This window comes from Aliishimia ponticola (assembly GCF_004803475.1).
Taxonomy (GTDB): domain Bacteria; phylum Pseudomonadota; class Alphaproteobacteria; order Rhodobacterales; family Rhodobacteraceae; genus Aliishimia; species Aliishimia ponticola.
Map to the genome: position 1 here is coordinate 101,754 of NZ_SRKY01000001.1, position 25,375 is coordinate 127,128.

Here is a 25,375-nt window from a genome sequence, read left to right on the forward strand (position 1 = left end):
CCTCTGAGAGTTCGCTTTGAGCGCGTGTGGGGGCACCATTCTTTCCGGAATAAATGTTCAATACTCACGGCTCGCCGGGTGTGTGTCCTTCAATCAAGGCAGCCAATTGGTCGCCGGGCCGCATGGGCTGATCGCAGGGCCCTTCAATCGCCTTTTGTTTTCAGGCTGGCGATGAGTTGATGGAATTTCTCGCCTTGCACTGCGACGTGGTTTCTTAGGACGTCAGCCGCTGTTTCTGCGTCGCCGGCTTTCAGGGCGCGCAGCACTTGTGAGTGTTCGTGCATCGATTGGCTCAAACGTCCGCGAAAGCGCAGTTGAATGCGGCGATAGGCGCGCAAGCGGCTTTGAAGCTGAAGGGCCTGTTTTTCCAGATAGCCGTTGGCCGCCCCGCGATAGATGATTTGGTGGAACGTCTCGTTTTCCATGTAGTAACGATCATGGTCTTCGGCTTCGATTGCTTGTCCGCAGCGGTCATTCGCCTCGGCCAGCAGCGCAATGTCCTGATCGGTCATCCGCGTGGCCGCCAAACGCCCGCAAACCGCTTCGATTTCGGCCATGGTTTCGAACATTTCCATCAATTCGACAGGGCCGGGTTTGCGGATAAAGACGCCGCGCCGCGGGATTTGCACGGCCATGCCAGACGTCACCAGCACCTGCAGCGCTTCGCGGATCGGTGTGCGGGACACGCGGAACTGCTCGGCCAGTTTCAATTCATTCAGGCGTTCGCCATCCTGAAATTCCCCTGCGAAAACGAGCTGTTCTAGAGTGTCGGCAATCTGGTCTGCGCGTCTGATATCCATGGGGGGACGGTATCATCGCCCATGCGGGGAATGCAATAGATGTAAAATTGTATACAAGAAAGTTGACTTGTTATGCGACCCATGGAAGCCTGTGTCCTGCGGAGCCAGCTCGCGAAGCTGATTCACGCCATGGGAGGAAAAAATGAAATTCGCAAAACTCACAGCTACAGCTGTGGCGGCATGCTTTGCCTTGGGATCAGCCGTGGGCGCAGAAACCCTGCGCCTGTCGCATCAGTGGTCCAACAAAGACGTCCGTCACCAGGTCGCCCAAATGGTCGCAGACGAGGTCGCCGCCGCGGATGTCGATCTTGAAATCCAGATCTTCGGGTCGAAATCGCTTTTCAAACCGCGCGAGCAGTATCGCCCCCTCAGCAGGGGACAGCTTGATATGACGGTTCTGCCGCTTAGCTATGCGGGCGGTCAGCAACCAGCCTATAACCTGACGCTGATGCCGGGCATGGTGAAGAACCACGATCACGCGGCCCGGCTGAGCGCATCGCCCTTCATGGCCGCGCTGGAAGAGAAGATGGCCGATGACGATGTCATGGTTCTGGTGCATGGCTATCTGGCGGGCGGGTTCGTCGGCAAGGACAAGTGCATCACCGGGCCAGAGGATGTGGCAGGGCTTCAGACCCGCGCGGCTGGCAAGGCGTTCGAGCAGATGCTTGCAGGGGCAGGGGCTTCCATCGCGTCCATGGCCTCGTCCGAGATTTACAACGCGATGCAAACCGGCGTTCTGACGGCTGCGAATACCTCGTCATCCTCGTTCGTGTCGTACCGGATTTACGAGCAGGTCGCCTGCTATACCCCTGCCGGCGACGTGGCGCTGTGGTTCATGTATCAGCCGTTGCTGATGAACAAATCCAAGTTCGAAAGCCTCAATGAAGATCAGCAGAAAGCCCTGCTGGATGCGTCGGCCAAGGCGCAGGCTTTCTATCTTGAAGAGGCGAAAAAGCAGGATGCGGCGTCCGAGCAGGTGTTCCGCGATGCCGGGGTCGAGATCGCCCAGATGACGGCCGAAGACTTCGAAGCGTGGCGCGCGCTGGCGCAAGAGACGTCCTATGCCAAGTTCGTGGCCGAGGTCGAAGACGGGCAGGCGCTTCTCGATATGGCGCTTGCGGTCGAATAAACCGAACCTCGAAGGGCCGCGTGCCATCGTGGCCCTTCGGATCTTGCGAAGAAACCCATCAAGGACATTTCCATGGCGAGCCTAAGCTCTGCCACTGTTGCGAAAACCGGGAACAACCCGTTTTTGCGGCTGGTGGCTGCACTCTCTACACTTGCGGGCTGGTGCTCTGCGGCGATGATCGTCGCGGCGGTTGCGATCACCTGTCAGATGATCTTCATTCGGTTCGTCCTGAACGGATCGACCGTTTGGCAGACCGAGGCCGTGATCTATCTTGCCATTGCCGCGACCCTGATCGGTCTGCCCTATGTGCAGCGCTTGCGCGGGCATGTGAATGTGGACCTGATCCCGATCGCGCTGGGCCCGCGCGCCCGGTTCGCACTGGCGCTGTTCACGCTGTCGCTGTCCATCGTCATGGTCGCGATCATGCTATGGTATTCCTATGAATTCTGGCACCTGACATGGGAACGCGGATGGCGGTCGGACACGGTCTGGGGCGTGCGCCTTTGGATACCCTATCTCGCCTTGCCGGTGGGCTTCGCCCTGTTCCTGTTGCAACTGATCGCGGATTTGGTGGCGATCCTTCTGAAAATCGAAACGCCGTTTGGCTTGGGGGACGCATAGTGGATCCGCTTACTCTGGGCGCAATCGTCGCCGTCTGTACCATCCTTGTCCTGTTTTCCGGCGTGTCGGTGGCTTTGGGGCTGCTGATCGTTTCGACCGGGTTCATCCTGATCTTCGACGGGGCACGGTCGCTGGAACTGCTGCCGGAAATCCTGTTCGGCAAGCTCGACAATTTCGCGCTGCTCTCGATCCCGATGTTCATCATCATGGGCGCATCCATCGCCTCTACCCGGGCGGGCGCGGATCTGTACGAGGCGTTGGAGCGCTGGCTGACCCGTGTGCCGGGCGGGCTGGTGATTTCCAACCTTGGCGCCTGTGCGTTGTTCGCGGCGATGTCCGGGTCCAGCCCGGCAACCTGCGCGGCGATTGGCAAGATGGGCATCCCCGAAATGCGCAAACGCGGCTATCCCGATGGGGTTGCGGCCGGCTCCATCGCGGCGGGCGGCACGCTGGGTATTCTCATCCCGCCGTCGGTCACGATGATCGTCTACGGCATCGCGACAGAGCAATCGATTGGCCGCCTGTTCCTTGCCGGCGTGATCCCCGGCTTCATGCTGGTGGGCCTTTTCATGGCCTGGTCGCTTTATGCCACGTGGCGGTCGGGCGACCAGCGCCTGCTGGCGCAGACCACCTATAGCTGGCGGCAAAGGTTCGAAATCCTGCCGCGCGTTCTGCCGTTCCTGTTCATCATCATCGGCGTGCTTTACGCGATGTATGGCGGGGTCGCGACACCGTCGGAAACCGCCGCCGTGGGCGCGCTTTTGTGTCTGCTGATCGCGATGATCATCTACAAGCTGTGGAACCCGCGCGATCTGTGGGTCGTGCTGCGCGACAGCACCAAGGAAAGCGTGATGATCCTGTTCATCATCGCGGCGGCGGGCGTCTTTTCCTACATGCTGTCTAGCCTGTTCATCACCCAGTCGATTGCCGCATGGATCGGCACGCTGGAGGTGAACCCGTGGGTGCTGATGGGGGCGGTGAATGTCTTTCTGCTGATTGCCGGATTCTTCCTGCCGCCCGTCGCGGTGATCCTGATGGCCGCACCGATCCTGTTGCCCATTATCACGGCAGCGGGCTTCGATCCGATCTGGTTCGCCGTCGTTCTGACCATCAACATGGAGATCGGGTTGATTTCGCCCCCCGTTGGCCTGAACCTTTACGTCATCAACGGGATCGCGCCGGATATCTCTCTCAAGACAATCCTGACAGGCTCGCTCCCCTTTGTGGCCTGCATGGTGATCGCGATCATCCTGCTCTGCATCTTTCCTGGTTTGGCGACATGGTTGCCGAACGCTGTCATGGGGACCGCGATATGAGCTATCTTGGCGGACTGTTTTCAACGGTTTTCGAACGGCGTTTCGCGCGCAAGGTGTCCTCGGACGCGGAAGGGCGCAGCATCGACGATTTAAGCCGTGATCTGCTGGGCGCGCGGGGGGAGGTATCGGGCACCACTTTGGCCCAGCTGATCCTTGACCGTTATGCCGGGGCCGATGCAGACGCAAAGCGCGCCTTTTTCGACTTCATGTTGCGCGATCTGGAAATCGACCCGGTCGAGATTGTCGAAAGCCTCAAATCCTACAAGGACGCGCCGTCGAAGCGGACCTACCGCGCCTATGCACGGGCGAGCGAGCCGCAGCGGCAGGAATTGCTGCGGCGGCTCAACCAGGTGCGCGGCGGGACAGAGCGATTGGTCTCCATGCGCGACGATCTGTTGAAGATGATGCGTGCGGACCCGCAGCTTGAACCGCTCGATGTTGATTTCGCGCATCTTTTCGCGTCTTGGTTCAATCGCGGTTTTCTCGAACTGCGCCCGATCAATTGGTCCAGCCCGGCAGAGGTGCTGGAAAAGATCATCGCCTATGAGGCGGTCCACGCCATCGACAGTTGGGACGACCTGCGCTTGCGTTTGCAACCGGCCGACCGGCGTTGTTTCGGCTTTTTCCACCCGGCGATGCCGGACGAGCCGCTGATCTTTGTCGAGGTGGCCCTGACGCGGGGCATCCCGAACTCTGTCCAGAAGCTGCTGGCCGACAAGCGCGATCCGATCGAGGCCGAAGATGCCGACACGGCGGTGTTCTATTCGATTTCCAACTGCCAATCGGGGCTGGCCGGGATTTCCTTTGGCAACTTCCTGATCAAGCAAGTGGCTGCCGATCTGTCGCAGGAATTGTCGGGGTTGGAGACCTTTGTCACCCTCTCGCCAATCCCCGGCTTGTCGAAATGGCTGCAAAAGCAGGCGGCACCGGCGCTTCAGAACGCAGCGGTGGATGCGCAAGCGGCCTATTACCTGCTGGAGGCGAAGCGGGATGACAACCTGCCGGTGGACCCTGTGGCCCGGTTCCACCTTGGCAACGGGGCGGCGGTCCATGCGGTCCATGCGGGGGCGGACACCTCTGAAAACGGGATGAAGCAATCGGGCGGGGCGATGGTGAACTATCTATATGATCTGGCCGAAATCACGACGAACCACGAAAAATTCGTCACGGAAAAAACTGTTGCGGCCTCGCGCGAGGTGCGCGCGTTGAGCGCCACGCTCGCCCCCGGCACGTAAGGAACAGACGATGGCAAACCCTTTGTATGACGCTTTGTTCGGCCAACATGCCGGCAGTGACGCCGTGTTTTTGCAGCTGTCCGGTGGCGGGATGCTCAGCTATCGCCAGTTCCTTGGCATGGCCGCGCAATATGCCGGATATCTGGTAGAGGCCGGATTGCAGCCCGGCGACCGGGTCGCGGTGCAAATCGCCAAGTCGCCGCAAGCCCTGGCGGTCTATGCCGCATGTGCGCAGGCGGGGCTGATTTTCTTGCCCCTCAACACCGCCTACACCGCGACCGAGGTCGCCTATTTCATCGAGAACAGCGGCGCGCGGATTGTTCTGTGCGATGCAAGCAAAGAGGCCGATCTGGCCCCCATCGCGCAGGGCTGCGCTGCGCAGTTGCAGACACTGAACGCCGACGGGACCGGCAGTTTCGCGCAAAACGCCGCCGCCTTTCCCGACCAGTTCGAAACCGTGCCCCGCGACATCGATGACCTTGCCGCGTTTCTCTACACGTCGGGCACGACCGGGCGTTCCAAGGGCGCGATGTTGAGCCACGGCAACCTTTTGTCCAATGCCGAAAGCCTGCAACGCGAATGGCGCTTCACGGCGTCGGATGTGCTGCTGCATGCGCTGCCGATCTTTCACACCCACGGGCTGTTCGTCGCGACGAATATCACGCTGCTGTCGGGAGGGCAGATGATTTTCCTGCCGAAATTCGATCTGGACCAGATCATCGCCGATCTGCCGCGCGCAACCACGATGATGGGCGTGCCGACCTTCTATACCCGCCTGCTGGGCGACGCGCGCTTCACCCGCGATCTTGCCGCGCATATGCGGCTGTTCGTATCGGGCAGCGCGCCGCTTCTGGCCGAAACCCATATCCAGTTCGAAGACCGCACAGGCCATCGCATCCTTGAACGCTATGGCATGACCGAAACCAATATGAACACGTCCAACCCCTATGACGGCGAGCGCCGCGCAGGCACGGTGGGCCTGCCATTGCCGGGGGTGGAGGTGCGGATTACTGATGCCAAGACCGGCGCGGAACTCCCCCGTGGAGAAATCGGCGATATCGAGGTGCGCGGTCCAAACGTGTTTCAGGGCTATTGGCAGATGCCGGAAAAGACCGCCGAGGAACTGCGCGAGGACGGTTTCTTCATCACCGGCGATCTTGGGCAATTCGACGCCGATGGGTATCTCAGCATCGTGGGCCGCAACAAGGATCTTATCATCTCGGGCGGCTACAACATTTATCCAAAGGAAATCGAATTGCTGCTGGATGCGCAGGACGGTGTTCTGGAAAGCGCCGTGATCGGTGTGCCGCACCCGGATTTCGGCGAAGGCGTCGTGGGGGTTCTGGTCGCAGCCCCGGGGCGGGAACGGATCGATCTGGACGCGGTCCAGGCAAGCCTGCAGGGGGCCTTGGCCCGCTACAAGCAACCGCAAAAGCTGGTGATCCTGCCTGAATTGCCGCGCAACACGATGGGCAAGGTTCAGAAAAAAGCGCTGCGGGAACAATTCGCGGATGCACTGACCTGACATCCCGTAGGCGGCCCTGCCGGTGGGGGCGAACAGCCCGCGGCCGGCCACGCCCACAAAAAAATGTCGCTAGGGCAAATTGTCTGAATGATCTGAACGTGACGTTAAGCTTAGCACACTAATCAGACGGCTTGAGTAATGTGAACTGTTGAGGTGTTACAATGATGATCTCTAGCTCGATGGCGGGAATGGCCGGAATGTCGCCCCAAACGTCCAACGCCCTGACCGATACGCAGAAGGAAACGTTGAGCGGTCTGCTCTCCAAGGTGGATGGCGACTCGCTTTCCGATGCGGATGCCAAGGCGCTGGTCGAGGGGATCGAGGAAGCCGGTATAGCCAAGGGCAGCGGATTGACCGAGGCGCTGTCAGAGGCGGGCATCGACGCGCGGGCGTTGGCCGAACAGGCGGGCCTGACCGGGGCTGGCGGCGCAGGCGGTCCCGGCGGGCCGGGTGGCAAAGGCGGCCCCGGTGGTCCCGGCGGCGGCCTGGGCAACGCAGCGGTCGAAGGTAAAGGCACCGAAGATGCCTCTGTCCAGTTGATGCAGTCGATTGTCGAACAGATGTCCGAAGTGTCGGATGAAGAAGACTATCAGGAACAATTGCTGTCCGCGCTGGAAGACGCCGGGTTGGACCTGACTGAATCAGTGGTTGACCTGCGTCTCTGATCGGCCCCTGAAAAAAGCCGCCCGGCGTATCTATTCGTCGCCGGGCCGCGTCCCCCCCAGCGCATCACGCAGCGCGCCAGCCTCGCGGGCCATGGATTCAAACCGCTCTTTCCCGATGGCCTCTGCCGCGAACGCATCCATCGATGACCAGACCGTGTCGATCTCGGACAGCAGGGAACGCCCTGTTTCGGTCAGGGAAAGCAGGTTGCCGCGCGAATCCTCCGGGTCCGATTGCCGGGCGATATAGCCTTTGGCGATCATGCGCGTTGTCATCGTGCTCATACTGGCCTGCGTGATCCCGAATGCCCGGGCAAGCCGCGCCTGCGAAACTTGCCCCATCCGATCCAGTGCTTCGATGACACGCGCTTGCCGCGGCCCGATGCCCAAAGGCTTCAGCCGGCGCGCAAGCTCATCCTCCATCAGATGGGCGGAGTGCAGCAGTAAATGAAAAAAGTGTCGACGGGATGTCATGTTGCCTTACGTAGTGTGCTAATCAGATTTCGACAATCTGTAACAGGAGTGACCTTACGTGACCCTCTCGCGTCATATCAGCCTCGCCGTTCTTGCCTCGTTGGCTAGCACACCCGCAGTATCACATGACAGCGATTTGAGCCTTGTCAAAGCGTTCTTCTCGGAGGCGACCGTTGTTGCTGGCCCCGAGATCGTCGAATGCACCCTATCGGGCGGGACCGAAAGCTCTTGTTTCTCGATCACCGTCAAGCCCGAACCAAAGGCATACACGCCGGGTCCGTGGTGCCCGACGAATGTGTCGGACGGCGCGGATAAGGGCGGGATCTGGTTTCTGGATGGCGGCATCACCGATGTCGATGGCGCGTTCATCACCCAGCTCGCCGAGATTTACGGCGACACCAACTGGCAGCTCTATGACGAGGAAACCGGTGAGATCCGCTATACCGGCACGCTGGAGGCCTGCGAAGCCGCCGCGCGACCGGATGTGGACGAAGCCTACTACAATTACTGCGTTCAATGCTTGCCGGAATATGTGCCCGGCGATGCCGCTGTCACCTATGTAATCCCGTTGGAGCCGGTGATGATGGATGCGCCCAGCGATCTGGGGCAGGCCGGGTCCGGGCTAGCGTGGAACGGGGTGCGCCTTGATGGGCCTGCGCCTGTCTCCGCCATCCTTGGCGCCTATACGATCGCTCCCTTCGATGATTGCGGCGGGCATGTGAACCCGCATGTGGGCTATCATTACCATGCGGTCACGGGCTGTCTTGACGATGGACCTGCGACCACGGTGGAAACAACCGAAAAGGACATTCAGATCGGGATCGCCATGGATGGATTCCCGATCATGGCGCATCGCGACGATCTGTTGAGCCAGTTGGATGCGTGTAATGGCATGGCGACCGAGAGCGGCAGCTATCGCTATTATGCGGGGGTGCCGGGGGCGAATGCGATCCTTGGGTGCCATGTGGCCGAAGTGGGCTGCACGCTTGAGGACGGCGCGCAGGTTTGCGACGCTTCTGCCCGGCGTGGGCCGCCCCCCGGTGGCGCGCGTCCGGCAGGTGCACCGGCGAAAGACTGATGTGAAACGCCCTGGGCGTGGAGAGATCGCCAAGAGGGGCAAGGTTCTGGGGCGTCTGGGGCAGGGCCTTGGCCACCGCCGGGCAGCTGCAACCTTCGGTTCGGCAACGCGTGGCCGGGTTATGGTGCGTCGCTGGCTGCTTTGCGCGCCTGTGCGACAGCGCGGAAATGATCGGCCAGGTGATGCGTGCCGCGCTGCTGACCGACCATATCCATGGCCATTGCCGTCAGAAAGAACTGTGCCGGGCCATGTATGCGCCGGGGCGTGATCCGGGGCAAAACCGCCAAGGCCGCGCGCCGCACCAGATCGGGCAGACGAGTGATGCGCGCGGGGCGTTGCAGCACATCGAAGGCAAGCGCGGCAAGCTCGGCATGGGAAAACACGTCCGGCCCGCCCACATCCAGCCATTCCTGCCCGGCCTCTGCCGCGTCGAAGATCGCCCGCGCAAGGTCTGCACCATGGATCGGGTTGATCCGCTTTGCGCCTGCGCCAAACAGCCAGACCCGGCCCCCTTGCGCCATGGTCAGAAACTCCTCCATGTCCGAGAAATAGCCAGAGGGCGCGATAACCGTGCTGGGCAGCGGTGCGGCGGTCAGCGCATCGACGAAATCCGCCTTCGCGGCGACCAGCGGCACGTCGCGCATCCGGTCTGCGTTCAGGACATGGACATAGGCGAAGCGGCCCACGCCCGCGCGCTCTGCCTCGCGCAGCAGGTTCAGATTGGCCTGAAAATCCACCTCGCGATAGCCAAGCCCATCCGCTTGCCGGGTGATCCCAAGGGCGGACACCACAAGGTCGACGCCCTCCATCAGCCCAGCTAGGGTCTGGGGCTGGGTCGCCTCGGCTTCGATCAGGGTGTCCGCATCAAGGGCGCGGGCGCGCGTCTTGTCCCGCACCAGCGCCGCGACATACCAGCCGCGCCGCCTGTATTCGGCGCAGAGATAGCGCCCCAGATAGCCGGTCGCCCCGGCGATAAGAACAGTGCTCATAGCCGGTCCTTTCACAAAACGGCGCGGGCAGATGCGCGGGCTGTCATGTTCCGTCCTCCATGCCGGGGCGCTCCGAACCGGGCGCTGGCGGGTGGGAAGGGGCTTCTGCAAGGCCCGACCCGGTTTGCGCGGGGCGGGCAGGGCGCGCCAGCCCGCGACCCGTCAGCAGCGCATAGAGCGCGTCGAACCGATGCCGCCGCATGGCGATCATTTCGCCGAACACCGCCCGGTCTGCTTGCATCGTACTCATCCGACGACCTTGTGGCCACGCCCGCGCAGACAGGCGATCACCATCTCCTCGCGCCGTTCCGATGCGTTGACCGCCCCGGACACACCGCCGGCAATGGCCCCGACGACCGCGCCCCCAGCGGCGTCGCCCTCATCATCCAGCGCGCCAAGCACACCGCCTGCGCCCGCGCCCAACGCGGCGGCGGCAACGGTTTCCTGATCCAGTTGGGTCTGGTTGCGCGCCAGCGACTGGCAGGCGCTCAGGTCAGAATGGAAGGCCGCCGTCGGCTGCCCGTCCAGAATGGGCGTATACTCCGCGCCGCTATCGGCACAGGCGGAGAGCATCACAGCGACAGCACATAGCGAGGTGATCTGGGGTTTCATGGGTCTATCCTTGGTCATCTTGAATTGATGACCGGGACATAGTCGCCCCCGCGGCCTCGCAGCATGACCGCACAGATCAGAGATTTGACACTTCGTGCCAATCAGCGCCCCGCCTTGCCGTGTCCGGCCCGTGCCCGTCAGGCCCCGTCGCGGAACGCGGTCGGGTTCTGCCCGGTCCACCGCTTGAACGCGCGCACGAAAGACGACGCCTCGGAAAAACCCAGAAGATAGGCGGTCTCGTTCACCGACACTTTGCGCGCCGTCAGGTAATCGCGGGCCATCCGCGCGCGCAGGCTGTCGTGGATTTCTGCAAAGGTCACGCCCTCTTCCTTGAGGCGGCGATACAAGGTCTGCCGGCTCATCCCGAGGTCGCGCGCGACCGTGTCCATCGACAACGCCCCCTTGTGCAGATCGGGCATGATCTGTGCTTCGATCCGTGCCCGGAGCGAATTGCTCAGCCGTAGCTTGGCCAGCATCTCGTCCGCGTGGCGGGTGAAGATACCGAACGCGTATTCATTGCCCGGCTCGAAATGCGTGTCCGGTCGGTCCCAGACCGGATCGATCCGCAGCGCATTGCGGCGCGCGTTGAACTGGACGGGGATCTTGAACAGCGCCGGATACTCGGCCGCGTGAGGCGGCGGGGCATACGTCACCTGCATCTCCAGCTCGAATGTGACACCGGGGAAGGACCGGCGAAACTCGCTGATGAAACGGGCGAAGGAAGCCTCCAGACCGATATGGTCCGGGCCTTGAACGGGCATGTGATCGACGATCCAAAGCTGCGCGCCTTCATGGCAAAGCTCAAACCGGTCCCGCGCCGCGACCACATCGTTTTCCGCCATCAGGAACAGGTAACGGTTGAGCTGCTCAATCGCATGACCAAGCGAGGCAGAGCTATGCACGATCTGGCCGACGACGGACATCGTCTCAAGCCGCGAGTCAAACGTATGGCGCAGCAACAGCGCGGTGTCGCCGGTTGCCTCGATCCCGGCAGCGATAAGCGCGTGATAGGCGCCGACAGGCACCCGGTTGTCCTGATGGGCCAGATCGTCCTCGGTCAATCCGGTGGCCGCCAGAAGCGGGGCGCGCGCAGCCCCTCGCTGCGTCGCATAATCAAGCAGGGCCGAAAAGAAGCCCGCCGCCATCATGGGCTCAGCCATCAAATGATCCTTGGTCTCAATTCCCGCGCAGCTTATGCCATGGGCGCGGTGCCGCAACCCGTCTGGACCGGCGCGGTCCTCACCGGGCGAGGGACTGCGCGCCCGGTGGCTGGCGCTGCCGGTCGCTTGCCTTGGCTGTCAGCCCAAATCATCCGGCTCTGTCGCGCCCAAAGCGGCCTTGATCGCGATTTCGCTAGGCCGCTCGGCCGTCTGATAGACTTCATATTGCAGAAAGGCGCGTTCGCGGACCTCCTGCAAGTAACCGTATTCCGCACTTTCGAAAACCGATGCGATCGCGTCCTCGTTCGGGTATTCCACGATGGTCAGCATCGATGGGGTCAACTGCCCCACAATGGTGCGCGCGACCTCGCATCGTGTGACGATCCGTGCCCCTGCCTTGTCGAGAAGCGGCGTCGTCGTACCCAAATAGGTACTCACATCATCTAAATTCTCAGTGTTTACGGTCGTTAATGCGACGATAGTAACAGTCATAATGCCCTCACCCTGATCAGTATGGAGTGTGGCAGCAAAGTGACGTCACGGGAAGTTAACTATTGGAATTGCCTTTGAAATACTACTTTAGATCGAGTTTTCCCAGCCTTCAACGCGCGTGCGGGCTCAAACCAGGACCGGCGACGAGACCCCCCGCCGCCGGTTGGATTTGATCAGAATGTCAGCCGATACCGGGCAAACCCCGCATCCGTCTGGCCCGCCGGTTCCAACGTCACATCCTTTACATCGTCCACATAGGCGCTGGCTTTCGGGCCGGTTTCAAAGATCGCGGTTGCGCCTTCGACGGGAGCGAAGCGCCAGTTGGAATCCGCCTTGGGATCGATGGTGCCGTTTTCCACGATATAGCGCACGATCACGTCGCGGTTGGTGTCGGGCGCTTCGAAAATGACGGTATCGCCCTGGGCGCCGGGGAATGCACCGCCGCCGCCCGCGCGGTAGTTATTGGTGGCGATGATGAATTTCTGTTCCGGGTCAATCGGTTGGCCGTTATAGGTAAGGTTCCGAATGCGGCTGGCATCCGGCGCGGCCGGGCCGCCCTTGGGATCGAATTTCGACGGTTGCGACAGGTCGATCTCGTAGGAGACGCCGTCGATCACATCGAAATTGTAGCTTGGGAAATCCGGGTTCAGCAGCACCTGATCGGCCTTGCCCGGCTCCACCATGTTGAACATGCCCGCTGACCGCTCCAGCCAGTCCTTCACCTGCGCGCCGGTCACCAGCACCGCGCGCACCGTGTTGGGATAAAGGTAAAGGTCGGCGACATTCTTGATCGCCACATCGCCAATCGGCACATCGGTGTAATAATCTGGGCCGCCGCGCCCGCCTGCCTTGAACGGGGCCGCTGCGGACAGGATGGGCAGGCCCTCGTATTCGGTGCCCTCCATCATCTGCGCGATATACCACTTCTGCGCGTTCGACACGATCTGGACCGACGGGTCGTCCGCGACCAGCGCGAAATAGGAATGCAGCGGGGCCGAGGTCTTGCCCACGGCGCGGCGGACATAGGCCAGCGTCTCGTCATGCTCTTGCTGGACCGAGGCCAGCACTTCGGCATCGTCATCCACCAGCGCGGTCACGGACCGGTCCTCGTTCCGGCGCGAGACCGAGCGCAGTTCCGAACTATGCGCCACCAGACGCCAACCGGACCCGTCCCGTTCCAGCATCAGGTCGATCACCCCAAGGTGAGAGCCCCAGAACCCGCCCATTACCGCGGGTTTGCCGTGGATCGTGCCGTCGGTGGCATTGACCATGTCCAGCCCTTCAAAGCGGGGGCCGGGGAAGGGGGCGTGCAGGTGACCGGTCAGAACCGCGTCGATCCCGTCAATCGCGGCCAGCGGGACAGAGGCGTTTTCCATCCCGTCCTCTGCATTGGCCCCCGCGATGCCCGAATGGCTGAGCGCCACGATGATATCCGCGCCCGCTTCCTTCATCTGCGGCACGAAGGCGGCTGCGGTCTCGACGATGTCTCGGGCGCGCACGTTGCCCTCAAGATGGCGGCGGTCCCATGCCATGATCTGCGGCGGCACAAAGCCGATCAGACCGACCTTGATCGGGTGCGACTGGCCAGAGCCGTCCGTCACCACGCGGTCCAGAATCACATAAGGCGGAACCAGCGTCTTGTCCTCGGTCGGAGTACCACCTTGTTCCAGTGCCACGTTGGCAGACACGACGGGGAAATCCGCCCCGGCGAGCGATTTCATCAGGAAATCCAGCCCGTAGTTGAATTCGTGGTTGCCCAAGGTGGCAGCGTCGAAGCCCACTGTGTTCATCGCCTTGATGATCGGATGCTGATCGCCGTCCTTCATGCCGCGCTCATAGGCGATGTAATCGCCCATCGGGTTGCCCTGCAGGAAGTCACCATTGTCCAGCAGCAGCGAATTGGTCGCCTCGGCGCGCATTTCCTTCACGATGGAGGCCACGCGGCTTAGCCCGACGGTATCGACCGGGCGGTCGCCGTAATAGTCATAGGGAAAGACATGGACGTGCAGGTCCGTGGTTTCCAACAGCCGCAAATGCGCCTGGTTCGCCGCCGCATGGACGGAAAACGGGTGCACGGCCAGCATACTGGCGCTGGTGGCAAGGAACGTACGGCGAGAGAAAGAGGGGGAGGAGGGCATAGCGTATTCCTTTGGCATATCGGCCGCGATCCTAGAGCGCGGACATGGCAGCTTTGCGACAGGTCGAACGGGTCACGTTTGCAGACTGGTCCGACAAACGAACGAGATCAAGCGGCACCGGTCCCCGCTGGGCCAAGCAGTTGAGAAATCGCATTTTGCAGCGAGGTTCCGCAGACCGGCTTTTGCAGGAACACGAAGTGGTCGGGTTCCGTTTCCAGCAAATGCGCATCGTCATAGCCGGAGGTCAGGATGACCGGCAAGGCAAGGTCATTGGCGCGGTCGACGACAGGTTGGCTGGTCCCTTCGGTCATCCCGATATCGATCACCGCCAGCTTGAACGCCTGCTTGTCAAAAGCGGCCAGGGCATCGGTGACCACAGGGCTATAGGCGACATCCGTAAAGCCGAGCGCGCGAAGTTGCTCGATCATGTCCAATGCGACGATGGCGTTGTCTTCCAACAGCAAAACCCGATCCGGGGCGCTGTTATTGGTCTCAGTTCGCATATATTCGCGCCCCTGCAGGACGTTGCAGACAGCTCATATAACCACCTTTACGTGAAACGCGCAAACCGGCCGCCCTGACTGCCGATCAGGCCAGAAGCTGCAACCTGACGCGGGTGCCGCGCCCCGGCTGGCTTTCGACAGCGACGTCACCGCCCGAATGCCGGGCAAAGCCCAGAACCGTCGCCAGCCCCAGTCCGGTGCCTTGGCCTGCGGGCTTGGTGGTGTAGAACGGATCGAACACTTTGGGCATCACCGCCGGGTCGATCCCGGTGCCGGTATCGCTGACCTCGAACACCACCATCGGTTTGCCCGGCTGCCGGCCAGCGCGGCCCTCATGCGGGGACACGCGGTATGTCTCAAGGGAAATCCGCCCGCTGGCGGGGATTGCATCGCGCGCATTGACGATCAGGTTGATCAGCGCCGCTTTCAGCGCGCTTTCGTCAATGATGATATCCCCCATATCGCTGGGTTTTTGCGTCTCGAAAGAGATATTGGGCGGCAATACATGCCGCACGAGGCTTTCTACATCATCCACCACGTCGATGGGATCGACGGGGCCCGGCGACAGCGTGGCGCGGCGCGCATAGAGGTTCAGCTGCGCCGTCAGGTCCGCGCCCCGGCGCGTGGCCCGCAGCGCATCCTTGATGAATGTCGTCCGCTCACGGTCATCGGGCGCTTCGGCCAACAGTTCAAGATTGCCTTGAATAACGCTAAGCACATTCATGAAATCATGGGATATTCCGCCGGTGAGCGTCGACAGCGCCTCGACCTTTTGTGCGCGCATCAACTGCGTCTGGGTGTTGATCAGGCGTTCGCTGGCATTCTGCGCCTCGCGCACGGCTATGCAGAAATACATGCAGATCGCCGTCGCCAGCACCAGACCGCCGATGAAATGCGGATCAGACCAACTGGGTTCTGCGACCTGAAAGGCGATGGCGAGAAAGCTGAATATGATCGGCAGAAGATAGGCGACCGCTGTTTGCCATGTGCGGGCCCGCAGCAGGATGACGTTCACCGACGCACCTGCCAGCAGTACTGCGCTGGCCAGTTTCCATACCGGATCTTCGAAGCTCCACAGATAGACCGGCAAGGTGGCAAAGGCCGAGGCGACCAGGAACCCGGCGGCGACCACCAGATAGAACCGTGCGCGCGACGGCTGCCGCGCCAAGTGGTCGATTGCCAGTTTCTCCAACACGACTGCACCGTAATACGCCGCGACCCACAGGATCAGAAAGTTCAGCCCGAACAGCATCCAACCGATCAGGATGGTCGAAACAACAAGCCCCGTGCGGGCGATGAATTCAAAGCTGCTCGCGCTTTCGCTGCGTTGGAGTTCGCGAATGATTTCGCGTGGGGGAAAGCTGATGCCCGACATGCGCCCGTCTTCTATGTAGCGGTTATCACCATCGCAATCGCTATATCACGTGGGCGACGCTAGGTTGAAATGCAGGCCAAGGCAACAAGTTATCGCGCTATGGGGGTATTAAGGCGGCGCAAACAATCTAGGGTTGTCTGCGCTCCAGAAAGAAACGCGGCGCCCCCTGTCGAAGACGCCGCGCGGATTGAGCAGGTATTCAGCCGATAGCGGCCGCCGCTTAGCGGTTCATCCGGTTATCAATCAGTTCATCGACCACGGACGGGTCCGCAAGTGTCGACGTATCACCAAGGCTGCCATAGTCATTTTCGGCGATCTTGCGCAGGATACGACGCATGATCTTGCCGGACCGTGTCTTGGGCAGGCCGGGTGACCACTGGATCAGGTCCGGGCTGGCGATCGGGCCGATTTCCTGCCGGACCCAGTTGCGCAGTTCCAGACGCAGTTCGTCAGTGGGTTCCTGCCCGGTCATCAGCGTGACATAGCAATAGATGCCTTGTCCCTTGATGTTGTGCGGATAGCCCACAACGGCCGCTTCGGCGACTTTCTCGTGCGCGACGAGGGCGGATTCGACCTCTGCCGTGCCCATCCGGTGGCCGGAGACGTTGATCACGTCATCGACGCGGCCGGTGATCCAATAGTCGCCATCCTCATCGCGGCGGCACCCATCGCCGGTGAAGTAGTAGCCTTTGTAATCCGAGAAATAGGTTTTCTCGAACCGCTCATGGTCGCCCCAGACCGTGCGCATTTGGCCGGGCCAGCTGTCCTTCATGCACAGCACGCCTTCGACGCCGTCGCCTTCGATCTCTTCGCCCGATGTCGGATCAAGCACGACCGGCATTACGCCAAAGAACGGCTTTTGCGCCGCACCCGGTTTGGTCGCATGTGCGCCGGGCAGGGGGGTCATCAAATGGCCGCCAGTTTCGGTCTGCCACCACGTGTCAACGATGGGGCATTTGCCGCCGCCGACCACGTTGTAATACCAATCCCATGCTTCGGGGTTGATCGGCTCGCCCACCGTGCCCAGCAGCTTGAGGCTGGACAGATCGCATTTCGTCACGAAATCGTCGCCTTGCCCCATCAGGGCGCGGATCGCGGTCGGCGCGGTGTAGAACTGGTTGACCTTGTGCTTTTCGCAGACCTGCCAGAAGCGGCTGGCATCCGGGAAGGTCGGCACGCCTTCGAACATCAGCGTCGTCGCCCCGTTGGCGAGCGGGCCATAAACGATATAGCTGTGCCCTGTGACCCAGCCCACATCGGCCGTACACCAATAAACGTCGCCCTCATGGTAATCGAAGGTGATCTGGTGCGTCATGGCTGCATAGACCAGATAACCGCCCGTCGTATGCACCACGCCCTTGGGCTGGCCGGTGGAGCCGGAGGTATACAGGATGAACAGCGGGTCTTCGGCGTTCACCGGCTCTGGCGGGCAATCGTCGGCAACTTTCGCGGCCTCTTCCTCGTACCAGAAATCAAGTCCGTTGCGGAACGCGATCTGCTGGCCTGTGCGCTTGACGATCAGGCATTGAACATCGTCGGTGTCATGCAGCAGCGCTTTGTTGACGTTGTCTTTCAGGTTGGTGACGCGGCCACCGCGCGGGGCACCATCGGCGGTGATGACCACCTTCGCGTCGCAGCCATTGACCCGTGCGCCCAAGGCGTCAGGCGAGAAGCCCGCGAACACGATGGAATGGATCGCACCGATCCGGGCGCAGGCCAGCATCGCATAGGCGGCCTCCGGGATCATCGGCAGATAGATCACCACGCGGTCGCCTTTACCCACGCCCATGCCCTTGAGGACATTGGCCATCTTGCAGGTATTCCGGTGCAGTTCGCGATAGGTGATGTGCTGGGCCGCATCATTGGGATCATCGGGTTCAAAGATGATCGCAGTCTGATCGCCGCGCGTTTCAAGGTGGCGGTCGATGCAGTTGGCGGCGACGTTCAGCACGCCGTCCTCGTACCACTTGATCGACACGTTCCCCAGATCGAAGCTTACATCCTTGATGCGCGTCGGGTCTTTGATCCAGTCGATCCGTCCTGCCTGTTCTTTCCAAAACGCATCCGGATCGGCGAGCGAGGCGGCATACATCTCGTCATATTTGGCAGCATTGACATGGGCGTTGGCAGCCATAGCTGCCGGTGGGGCATAAGTCTTGGACATGGAGCTCCTCCCTCTGACTTCCGAATGCGCCGGGGGCGTCCCTGCGGCCCCGTCGTCGACTTGGATATTAACGAACGATGAAAAGAAAGAAACAACCCGCAGAAATATAAGGGTTTCTTGGTAAAGTTTTTTCCAAGTCGCGCGGGGTTTGTAAATTTCTTGCTGTAAATCTGAAAATGTCTCGGAAAATCGTTGCGTTGACTGTTAAGCCGGGCAGGGGCACATGGCCACATGCGTGGCGCAGAGCCACGCCCGCCGGGGCAGTGCGTCAAGAGTCGCGACTTTGGTCGTGGTTGGGCGCGCGTGCCACGAGATTCGATCCGACTTGGCACTGGCGGCGTGCTGCGCTAGCGTCTGGCCGAGCGGATCGGTAACAGGTCCGCAGATAAGGGAGATATCATATGAACAAGATTGCCGTTGGCGCCGTCGCTGGTGCCATGTCCTTTGCCTTCGTGTCCGATGCAATGGCGACAGAGTGGAATGTCTCGGTCTGGGGCAAGCGCCGCGCCTTCACCGAGCATATCGAAAAACTGGCCGAGCTTGTGTCTGAAAAGACCAATGGCGAATTCACCATGAATGTCAGCTATGGCGGGCTCAGCAAGAACCGCGAGAACCTTGACGGGATCTCCATCGGGGCGTTCGAAATGGCGCAATTCTGCGCGGGCTATCACCGCGACAAGAACCGCGTGATCACCGTACTGGAACTGCCGTTCCTCGGGGTGGAAAACCTTGCGCAGGAAGTGGCTGTGTCGCAGGCCGTGTATTCGCACCCCGCCGCGACCGAGGAAATGGCCCAGTGGAACGCCAAGCTGCTGATGACTTCGCCCATGCCGCAATACAATATCGTGGGCACCGGCGAGGCGCGCACCGATCTGGCGGATTTCGACGGGATGCGCGTGCGCGCCACCGGCGGGATCGGCAAGGCGTTTGAAGCCGTGGGCGGCGTGCCGACCTCTGTGACCGCGACCGAAGCCTATCAGGCGATGGAAGGCGGGCTGGTCGATACAGTGGCCTTCGCGCAGCACGCGCACCTGTCCTTTGGCACGATCAATCAGGCTGACTGGTGGACCGCCAACCTGAACCCCGGCACCGTGAACTGCCCGGTTGTGGTGAATATCGACGCCTATGAAGACCTGAGCGACGAACACCGCGCCGCGCTGGACAGCTCCATTCCCGAAGCGATCGATCATTATCTTGCCAACTACGGCGAGCTTCTGAAACGCTGGGACAGCGTGCTGGAAGAAAAGGGTGTCGAAAAGGTCATGATCTCGGATGAGGTGATCTCCGAATTCCGTGCCAAGGCCGCCGATCCGATCCGCGACGCGTGGATTGCGGACATGGAAGCCCAGGGCCTGCCGGGCCAGGAGCTTTATGACCTGGTGGTGAAAACGCTTGCCGACGCCAAGTCCGGAAGCTGATAACGCAATCTAAGCTGCGCTTCGGCCCGGCACCGCCTCTGCGTTTGTTCGTGGGGGCGGTGCCCCGTTGGGGCGGGGCGCAGTTTTCTTCAAAGAACAGGGGGCAAGATGGCCGGTTCCGCAGCCGTTCTCCAAGATTCCAGCCTGCTCAGCCGTTTTGATCGCGCTTTGGTGCCGATCGAGCGGTTCTGTGCATATCTGAGTGGTTTTGCCGTATTCTCGCTGATGTTTCTGGCGGTCTACTTCGTGGCCTCGCGCAAGCTGGGGTTCCCGACCAAGGGCTATGTCGACATCATTGAATTGCTGATGCCGCTGATCGCGATCATGGGCGTGTCCTATGTGCAGCGTGAGGGCGCACATATCCGCATGGACATGCTGGTGGGCGCGCTACGGGGCAGGGCGCTTTGGTTTTTCGAGCTGATCTCGGTCCTGCTGATCCTCGTGCTGGCCATTGGACTGGCCTATGGCGCGTGGGAACATTTCGCCCGCTCCTTCGACTGTTCGCGGCCCCTGTGTTCGCGCGACAGTACAACTGACATTTACCTGCCCGTCTGGCCCGCCAAGCTGGTGGTGCCGGTGGCGCTTTTCGTGCTGATCGCCCGGCTGATCCTGCAAATCTGGGGATATGCCCGCGCACTGGTCCTGGGGCTTGAAACGCCCGCCGCTGTGCCGTTGCAAATGTCCGTGGCGGAACAGGCGCGGCTCGAAGCGTCTTCCGTGGAAGGGGCCGACTGATGGATACGATTACGATTGGCCTTTGGGTCACTGCCGGCATGCTGGTCGTTGTTCTTCTGGGCATGCGGGTCGCCTTCGCGGCGGGTCTGGCCGGATTTGTCGGCATCACGTGGGTGTTCTGGGACCGCGCCAAATATGCGACGGACAAGTTCCTGTACTGGAACGAACGGCGCGAGGTCTGGGACGGTGCGCTGGGCAAGGCCATGCAGATCGCCGGGTCGATCCCGCAATCGAAGGTCAGCTCCAACGTGTTGTCGCTGATCCCCGTCTTCATCCTGATCGGCTATCTGGCCTATCACGCCAAGCTGACCTCCGCCCTGTTCGAGGCCTGCAAGCGCTGGTTCGCGTGGGTGCCGGGGGGGCTGGCTGTTTCAACCGTTTTCGCCACCGCCGGGTTCGCGGCGGTTTCTGGCGCCTCGGTGGCGACGGCGGCTGTCTTTGCCCGCATCGCGATCCCCGAGATGCTCAAGATCGGCTATAACAAGCAATTCGCGGCCGGGGTCGTGGCGGCAGGGGGCACGCTGGCCTCGCTGATCCCGCCATCGGCCATTCTGGTGATCTATGCGATCATCGTCGAACAGGATGTGGGCAAGCTGCTGCTGGCCGGCTTTATTCCCGGCGCGTTTTCCGCAGTGGTTTATGCGGCGATCATCATCGGCATCGCGCTTGTCTTCAAAAACGTCGGCCCGCCGGTGCGCGGCTATACCTGGAGCCAGCGCTTCGCCGCACTGCCGCCCGCCTTGCCGATCGTAGCGGTGGTGATCATCATCATCTTCTTCGTCTACAACCCGTTCGGAGACGCATGGGGCACCCCGACAGAAGGTGGCGCGATTGGCGCGTTCATCATCTTCTGCATGGCGATGCTGCGGGGGATGCGCTGGCCCGAACTGAAGGCCGCGCTGCTGGAAACCGCAAAGCTGACCGTGATGATTTTCACCATCATCTGGGGCGTGCTGATCTATGTACGCTTTTTGGGCTTTGCCAAGCTGCCCGATGCCTTTGCCGACTGGATCACGTCGCTGGAGATGTCTCCGATGTTGATCCTTGTCTGTATCCTGCTGGCCTATGCGGTGCTGGGGATGTTCATGGACGCCATCGGGATGCTGCTTTTGACGCTGCCGGTGGTCTACCCGGCGGTGATGGCGCTCAACGGGGGTGAAACCGTCGCGGCCGCCGACAGCGCCTTTGGCATGTCCGGCCCGATGTGCGCGATCTGGTTCGGGATATTGGTGGTCAAGATGGCGGAGTTCTGTCTGATCACGCCGCCCATTGGCCTGAACTGCTTCGTTGTGGCGGGCGTGCGCGAAGACCTCAGCGTGCAGGATGTGTTCAAGGGCGTGACTCCGTTCTTCATCGCCGATGCGGTGACGATTGCGCTGCTGGTGGCCTTCCCGTCGATCGTGCTCTGGCTGCCGTCGCTGGCCGGTTAGCGGGGGCCGGAAACCGACCCGGTTTCCGGTCGCAATCCGTGCCGGATTGCGGGCCCGGCCCGGAGAGGCATTTGAAAGGATGGGAAACCGGGCCGGTTTCCCATCGCCATTCCTTGGTCCGGATCGCGCGGCCTCAGCCGTCGAGCGCGCGCAGCCGTTTGATCAGCGAGGACGTGTCCCAGCGCCCGCCGCCGATCTTCTGGACATCCTTGTAGAACTGATCGACCAGCGCCGTGACCGGCAGGCTCGCCCCGTTTTCATCCGCCGTATCAAGGCAGATGCCCAAATCCTTGCGCATCCAGTCCACGGCGAAGCCATGGTCGAATTCGTCATCCAGCATGGTTTCAAACCGGTTGACCATTTGCCAGCTGCCTGCCGCGCCGCCGCCGATCACCTCGACCACCGCGCGCCCATCCAGCCCGGCCTTCTGGGCAAAATGCAAGCCTTCGGACAGGCCCTGCACCAGACCTGCGATACAGATCTGATTGACCATCTTGGTCAACTGCCCCGCGCCGCTCTCGCCCAAGCGTTTGCACAGTTTGGAATAGGCGTCGATCATCGGTGCGGCCCGGTCATAGACCTCGGCATCGCCGCCGCACATGACCACAAGCTGTCCATTCTCGGCCCCCGCCTGACCGCCAGAGACCGGCGCATCCACGAAACCGACGCCCGCCGCCTTTGCGACGTCGTAAAGCTCTGCCGTGACCTTGGCCGACACCGTCGTGTGATCGACAAAGACGCTGCCCTTGTCCATGCCTGCAAGCGCGCCATCCGGGCCCGTGCAAACGGCGCGCAGATCATCGTCATTGCCGACGCAGGCCATCACGAATTCCGCGCCTTCGGCTGCCGCGCGCGGCGTTGCCGCTGCCGTGCCGCCATGCTCCTTGACCCATGCCTCTGCCTTGGCCTGTGTCCGGTTATACACCGTCACCTCATGCCCGGCCTTTGCCAGATACCCCGCCATCGGGTAGCCCATGACCCCCAATCCCAGAAACGCAACTTTCGCCATCATCCTCTCCTCGGTCCGATATTCGCGCAGCGCCGTGTTCTGCGGCCAGTGCCGCCACGGTTCGTGCGCCACTATGAAGCCCGCGCGGCGAAGTCGAAAGGGGCAATGACAACGCCTGGCCGCTATGCCACGGTGCGCCCATGACACGGCAACTGACATCGAACCACTGGGGGCTTGGGCTGGTCCGGACGCAAGGCGGCCGCATCACCGACATCGCGCCGCATCCTGCCGACCCGTCCCCGTCTGCGCTGAACGACAACATGGCGGCCAGCCTTGGCGGGCGCGCCCGCGTGCTGCGCCCGGCAGTGCGCAAGGGCTGGCTGGAGGGGCGGCGCGGCACGCGCGGCGAAGATCCGTTCGTGGAACTCGACTGGTCCGAGATGCTCGACCTGATCGCCGGCGACCTCACCCGTGTACGCAAGGATCACGGCAATGAGGCGATTTTCGCGGGAAGCTATGGATGGGGCAGTGCGGGGCGGTTTCACCACGCGCAAAGCCAGCTCAAACGCTTCCTGAATTCGGTGGGCGGGTTTGTCGGGTCCGACGGGAATTACAGCTATAACGCCGCGCTGGTGACGATGCCGCATATACTGGGCGGCGGGTTCCGGCAGCATCTGGCAGAGGCGACGCGCTGGCCGGTCATCGCCCGGCACACGGATCTGATCGTGGCGTTTGGCGGGCTGGCGCTGCGCAACATGCAAATCTGCGACGGTGGCAACGCGATTCACCGCATTCCGCAAGCGCTGAAAGACTGCGCGGCGCGGGGTGTCCGCTGTGTAAATCTCAGCCCGTTTCGCGGCGATATGGCCGATGACATGAACGCCGAGTGGCTGGCACCGCGCCCCGGATCGGATGTGGCGGTGATGCTGGCGCTTGCGCATACGCTGCTGGTCGAAGGGCTGCACGACAGGGCATTTCTGGACCGCTACACAACCGGGTTCGACCGGGTGGAGGCCTATTTGACCGGGGCCGATGACGGGCAGCCCAAATCGGCCGAATGGGCGGGCGCGATTTCCGGCCTCGACCCGGACCGCCTGCGCCGTCTTGCGCGGCAGATGGCCGGGGGCCGCACGCTCATCACCTGCGCGGCTGGCCTGCAACGCGCCGATTGGGGGGAGCAGCCGCTTTTCGCAGTGGTCACGCTGGCGGCGATGCTGGGGCAAATCGGACTGCCCGGCGGCGGCTATACGGTGGGATACGCGGTCAACGGCCATGTCGGGGCGATTACGCGGCCGGTCCCGTGGGGGGCGCTGCCACAGGGCACCAATCCGATTGCCGAACAAATCCCGGTGGCGATGATCGCAGAAATGCTGCTGAACCCCGGCGGGGCCTACCGGGCCGAAGGGCGGGACCGCATCTTCCCCGATACGCGGCTGCTGTGGTGGGCGGGCGGCAACCCGTTCCACCACCATCAGGATCTCAACCGCTTGCGGCGGGCGTTCCAGTACCCCGAAACCGTCATCGTGAACGAGATCAACTGGACGGCCACCGCGCGCCATGCCGATATCGTTCTGCCTGTCGCCGCCGCGACAGAGCGGGAGGATTTCGGCGCGGGCAAAACCGACAATGTACTGGTGCCGATGCCCCGTCTGGTGCCGCCACCGGGGCAGGCGCGCACCGAGTATGAGATTTATACCGATCTGGCGGACCGGCTTGGCACGCGCGACGCCTTCACCGAAGGGCTGGACACGGAGGGCTGGCTGCGCCGCCTCTGGGCGCAAACGCAAAGCGCGGCAGAGCGCCGGGGCCTTCACCTGCCGGAGTGGGAGGAGTTCCGCACGGGCGATATCGTCGTGCTGCCCGATCCCGCGCCGGATCAGGTCTTTCTGGCCGACTACCGCGCCGATCCGGTCGCCGATAAACGCGCGACGCCCAGCGGCAAGATCGAGCTCTTTTCGCAGGTCGTCGCCGATTGCGCGGCACCCGATTGCCCCGGCCATGCGGTCTGGCGCGAAACGCGCGATCGGCAGGCCGGGCTGGCAGAGCGCTACCCGCTGGCGCTGCTTTCGGGGCAACCGGCGACGCGGCTGCACAGCCAGTTTGACAATGGCGATCTGAGCCGCTCGCAGAAAGTGGCGGGGCGCGAACCTGTTCTGATCCACCCCGAGGACGCGCGTGATCGCGGCATTGCCGATGGCGATGTGGTGGAGCTGTTCAATGACCGGGGGCGCTGCCTAGCGGGCGCGCGGCTGACACCGGATATCGCGCGCGGCTGCGTCTTCCTGTGGACCGGGGCCTGGTACGATCCCGATTTCGACGCGCCGCACGCGCGGGACCGCCACGGCAATCCAAATGTCCTGACCCATGACCTGCGCACCAGCACCTTCAGCCAAAGCCCCGCCGCCCATTCCGCGCAAGTCGATGCCGCCCGCTGGACCGGACCGGTGCCGCCGATCACCGTCTTCGATCCGCCCATCTTCGCACCGCGAGTTGACGGAACGTAACCACACCAGATACTTGCAGGCGCTTTGCGGCAGACACATGATCTCCCCGACATGTCCAAGGGAGGG

At 62.1% G+C, this 25,375-nt stretch carries 23 protein-coding genes; 11 read left to right on the forward strand and 12 right to left on the reverse strand.

Annotated elements, in window-relative coordinates; translation table 11 throughout:
* Positions 1 to 143: 143 nt before the first annotated feature.
* A complete protein-coding gene (locus E4Z66_RS00520; RefSeq protein ID WP_136460987.1) occupies positions 144 to 800 on the reverse strand; it encodes a GntR family transcriptional regulator in 657 nt (218 codons plus the stop codon).
* A gap of 142 nt (positions 801 to 942) precedes the next feature.
* Here E4Z66_RS00520 and dctP point away from each other — a divergent pair, with 142 nt between their 5' ends.
* The 6 genes from dctP to E4Z66_RS19710 all read left to right on the forward strand — a co-directional run bounded on the left by dctP (position 943) and on the right by E4Z66_RS19710 (position 7,291).
* Positions 943 to 1,929: a TRAP transporter substrate-binding protein DctP gene (gene dctP, locus E4Z66_RS00525; protein WP_136460988.1), complete on the forward strand. Its 987-nt coding sequence runs from the start codon at positions 943 to 945 to the stop codon at positions 1,927 to 1,929.
* Positions 1,930 to 2,001: 72 nt separating this feature from the next.
* Positions 2,002 to 2,550 carry a TRAP transporter small permease gene (locus E4Z66_RS00530; protein WP_136460989.1) on the forward strand — a complete coding sequence of 183 codons (549 nt, stop codon included), beginning with the start codon at positions 2,002 to 2,004 and terminating at the stop codon, positions 2,548 to 2,550.
* On the forward strand, positions 2,550 to 3,866 hold the full coding sequence (locus E4Z66_RS00535; RefSeq protein ID WP_136460990.1) for a TRAP transporter large permease: 1,317 nt from the start codon (positions 2,550 to 2,552) through the stop codon (positions 3,864 to 3,866). The genes E4Z66_RS00530 and E4Z66_RS00535 overlap by 1 nt, the downstream gene beginning before the upstream one ends.
* Complete coding sequence (locus tag E4Z66_RS00540; RefSeq protein ID WP_136460991.1) at positions 3,863 to 5,101, forward strand: malonyl-CoA decarboxylase; 1,239 nt, start codon at positions 3,863 to 3,865, stop codon at positions 5,099 to 5,101. The genes E4Z66_RS00535 and E4Z66_RS00540 overlap by 4 nt, the downstream gene beginning before the upstream one ends.
* 10 nt (positions 5,102 to 5,111) lie before the next feature.
* A complete protein-coding gene (locus E4Z66_RS00545) occupies positions 5,112 to 6,626 on the forward strand; it encodes a malonate--CoA ligase (RefSeq protein ID WP_136460992.1) in 1,515 nt (504 codons plus the stop codon).
* Positions 6,627 to 6,787: 161 nt separating this feature from the next.
* A complete protein-coding gene (locus E4Z66_RS19710; protein ID WP_211097091.1) occupies positions 6,788 to 7,291 on the forward strand; it encodes a hypothetical protein in 504 nt (167 codons plus the stop codon).
* A 30-nt stretch (positions 7,292 to 7,321) separates the two neighbouring features.
* Here E4Z66_RS19710 and E4Z66_RS00555 read toward each other — a convergent pair whose 3' ends face one another.
* Positions 7,322 to 7,762 carry a MarR family winged helix-turn-helix transcriptional regulator gene (locus tag E4Z66_RS00555; RefSeq protein ID WP_136460993.1) on the reverse strand — a complete coding sequence of 147 codons (441 nt, stop codon included), beginning with the start codon at positions 7,760 to 7,762 and terminating at the stop codon, positions 7,322 to 7,324.
* 136 nt (positions 7,763 to 7,898) lie between these two features.
* Between E4Z66_RS00555 and E4Z66_RS00560 the strand changes: the two genes are divergently transcribed.
* A complete protein-coding gene (locus E4Z66_RS00560; RefSeq protein WP_211097092.1) occupies positions 7,899 to 8,840 on the forward strand; it encodes a YHYH protein in 942 nt (313 codons plus the stop codon).
* A 119-nt stretch (positions 8,841 to 8,959) separates the two neighbouring features.
* Here E4Z66_RS00560 and E4Z66_RS00565 read toward each other — a convergent pair whose 3' ends face one another.
* The 9 genes from E4Z66_RS00565 to acs all read right to left on the reverse strand — a co-directional run bounded on the left by E4Z66_RS00565 (position 8,960) and on the right by acs (position 18,273).
* On the reverse strand, positions 8,960 to 9,829 hold the full coding sequence (locus tag E4Z66_RS00565) for an SDR family oxidoreductase (RefSeq protein WP_136460995.1): 870 nt from the start codon (positions 9,827 to 9,829) through the stop codon (positions 8,960 to 8,962).
* A gap of 43 nt (positions 9,830 to 9,872) precedes the next feature.
* On the reverse strand, positions 9,873 to 10,079 hold the full coding sequence (locus E4Z66_RS00570) for a hypothetical protein (RefSeq protein WP_136460996.1): 207 nt from the start codon (positions 10,077 to 10,079) through the stop codon (positions 9,873 to 9,875).
* Positions 10,076 to 10,441 carry a glycine zipper family protein gene (locus E4Z66_RS00575; RefSeq protein ID WP_136460997.1) on the reverse strand — a complete coding sequence of 122 codons (366 nt, stop codon included), beginning with the start codon at positions 10,439 to 10,441 and terminating at the stop codon, positions 10,076 to 10,078. The genes E4Z66_RS00570 and E4Z66_RS00575 overlap by 4 nt, the downstream gene beginning before the upstream one ends.
* 137 nt (positions 10,442 to 10,578) lie before the next feature.
* Positions 10,579 to 11,601 (reverse strand): AraC family transcriptional regulator, encoded by a 1,023-nt coding sequence (locus tag E4Z66_RS00580; RefSeq protein ID WP_136460998.1) that lies wholly within the window; start codon positions 11,599 to 11,601, stop codon positions 10,579 to 10,581.
* Between the two features lie 138 nt (positions 11,602 to 11,739).
* Positions 11,740 to 12,093, reverse strand: a complete 354-nt coding sequence (locus E4Z66_RS00585; RefSeq protein ID WP_136460999.1) for a DUF1330 domain-containing protein — start codon at positions 12,091 to 12,093, stop codon at positions 11,740 to 11,742.
* Positions 12,094 to 12,266: 173 nt separating this feature from the next.
* The gene (locus E4Z66_RS00590; RefSeq protein ID WP_136461000.1) at positions 12,267 to 14,231 is read right to left on the reverse strand and encodes a bifunctional 2',3'-cyclic-nucleotide 2'-phosphodiesterase/3'-nucleotidase; all 1,965 of its coding nucleotides are present in this window, start codon (positions 14,229 to 14,231) and stop codon (positions 12,267 to 12,269) included.
* Positions 14,232 to 14,338: 107 nt separating this feature from the next.
* A complete protein-coding gene (locus tag E4Z66_RS00595) occupies positions 14,339 to 14,734 on the reverse strand; it encodes a response regulator (RefSeq protein ID WP_136461001.1) in 396 nt (131 codons plus the stop codon).
* Between the two features lie 85 nt (positions 14,735 to 14,819).
* Positions 14,820 to 16,109: a sensor histidine kinase gene (locus tag E4Z66_RS00600; RefSeq protein ID WP_136461002.1), complete on the reverse strand. Its 1,290-nt coding sequence runs from the start codon at positions 16,107 to 16,109 to the stop codon at positions 14,820 to 14,822.
* A gap of 220 nt (positions 16,110 to 16,329) precedes the next feature.
* Positions 16,330 to 18,273 carry an acetate--CoA ligase gene (acs, locus tag E4Z66_RS00605; protein ID WP_136461003.1) on the reverse strand — a complete coding sequence of 648 codons (1,944 nt, stop codon included), beginning with the start codon at positions 18,271 to 18,273 and terminating at the stop codon, positions 16,330 to 16,332.
* 401 nt (positions 18,274 to 18,674) lie between these two features.
* Here acs and E4Z66_RS00610 point away from each other — a divergent pair, with 401 nt between their 5' ends.
* The 3 genes from E4Z66_RS00610 (at position 18,675) to E4Z66_RS00620 (ending at position 21,856) form a co-directional block, all read left to right on the forward strand.
* Entirely contained in the window at positions 18,675 to 19,691 is a 1,017-nt protein-coding gene (locus tag E4Z66_RS00610) for a C4-dicarboxylate TRAP transporter substrate-binding protein (protein ID WP_136461004.1), read from the forward strand.
* A gap of 108 nt (positions 19,692 to 19,799) precedes the next feature.
* Positions 19,800 to 20,426, forward strand: coding sequence for a TRAP transporter small permease subunit (locus E4Z66_RS00615; protein ID WP_136461005.1), 627 nt, complete (start codon positions 19,800 to 19,802; stop codon positions 20,424 to 20,426).
* Positions 20,426 to 21,856 (forward strand): TRAP transporter large permease, encoded by a 1,431-nt coding sequence (locus E4Z66_RS00620; RefSeq protein ID WP_136461006.1) that lies wholly within the window; start codon positions 20,426 to 20,428, stop codon positions 21,854 to 21,856. The genes E4Z66_RS00615 and E4Z66_RS00620 overlap by 1 nt, the downstream gene beginning before the upstream one ends.
* Before the next feature lie 133 nt (positions 21,857 to 21,989).
* Here E4Z66_RS00620 and E4Z66_RS00625 read toward each other — a convergent pair whose 3' ends face one another.
* On the reverse strand, positions 21,990 to 22,865 hold the full coding sequence (locus E4Z66_RS00625) for an NAD(P)-dependent oxidoreductase (RefSeq protein WP_136461007.1): 876 nt from the start codon (positions 22,863 to 22,865) through the stop codon (positions 21,990 to 21,992).
* A gap of 140 nt (positions 22,866 to 23,005) precedes the next feature.
* Here E4Z66_RS00625 and E4Z66_RS00630 point away from each other — a divergent pair, with 140 nt between their 5' ends.
* Positions 23,006 to 25,309, forward strand: coding sequence for a molybdopterin-dependent oxidoreductase (locus E4Z66_RS00630; protein ID WP_136461008.1), 2,304 nt, complete (start codon positions 23,006 to 23,008; stop codon positions 25,307 to 25,309).
* Positions 25,310 to 25,375: the final 66 nt, after the last annotated feature.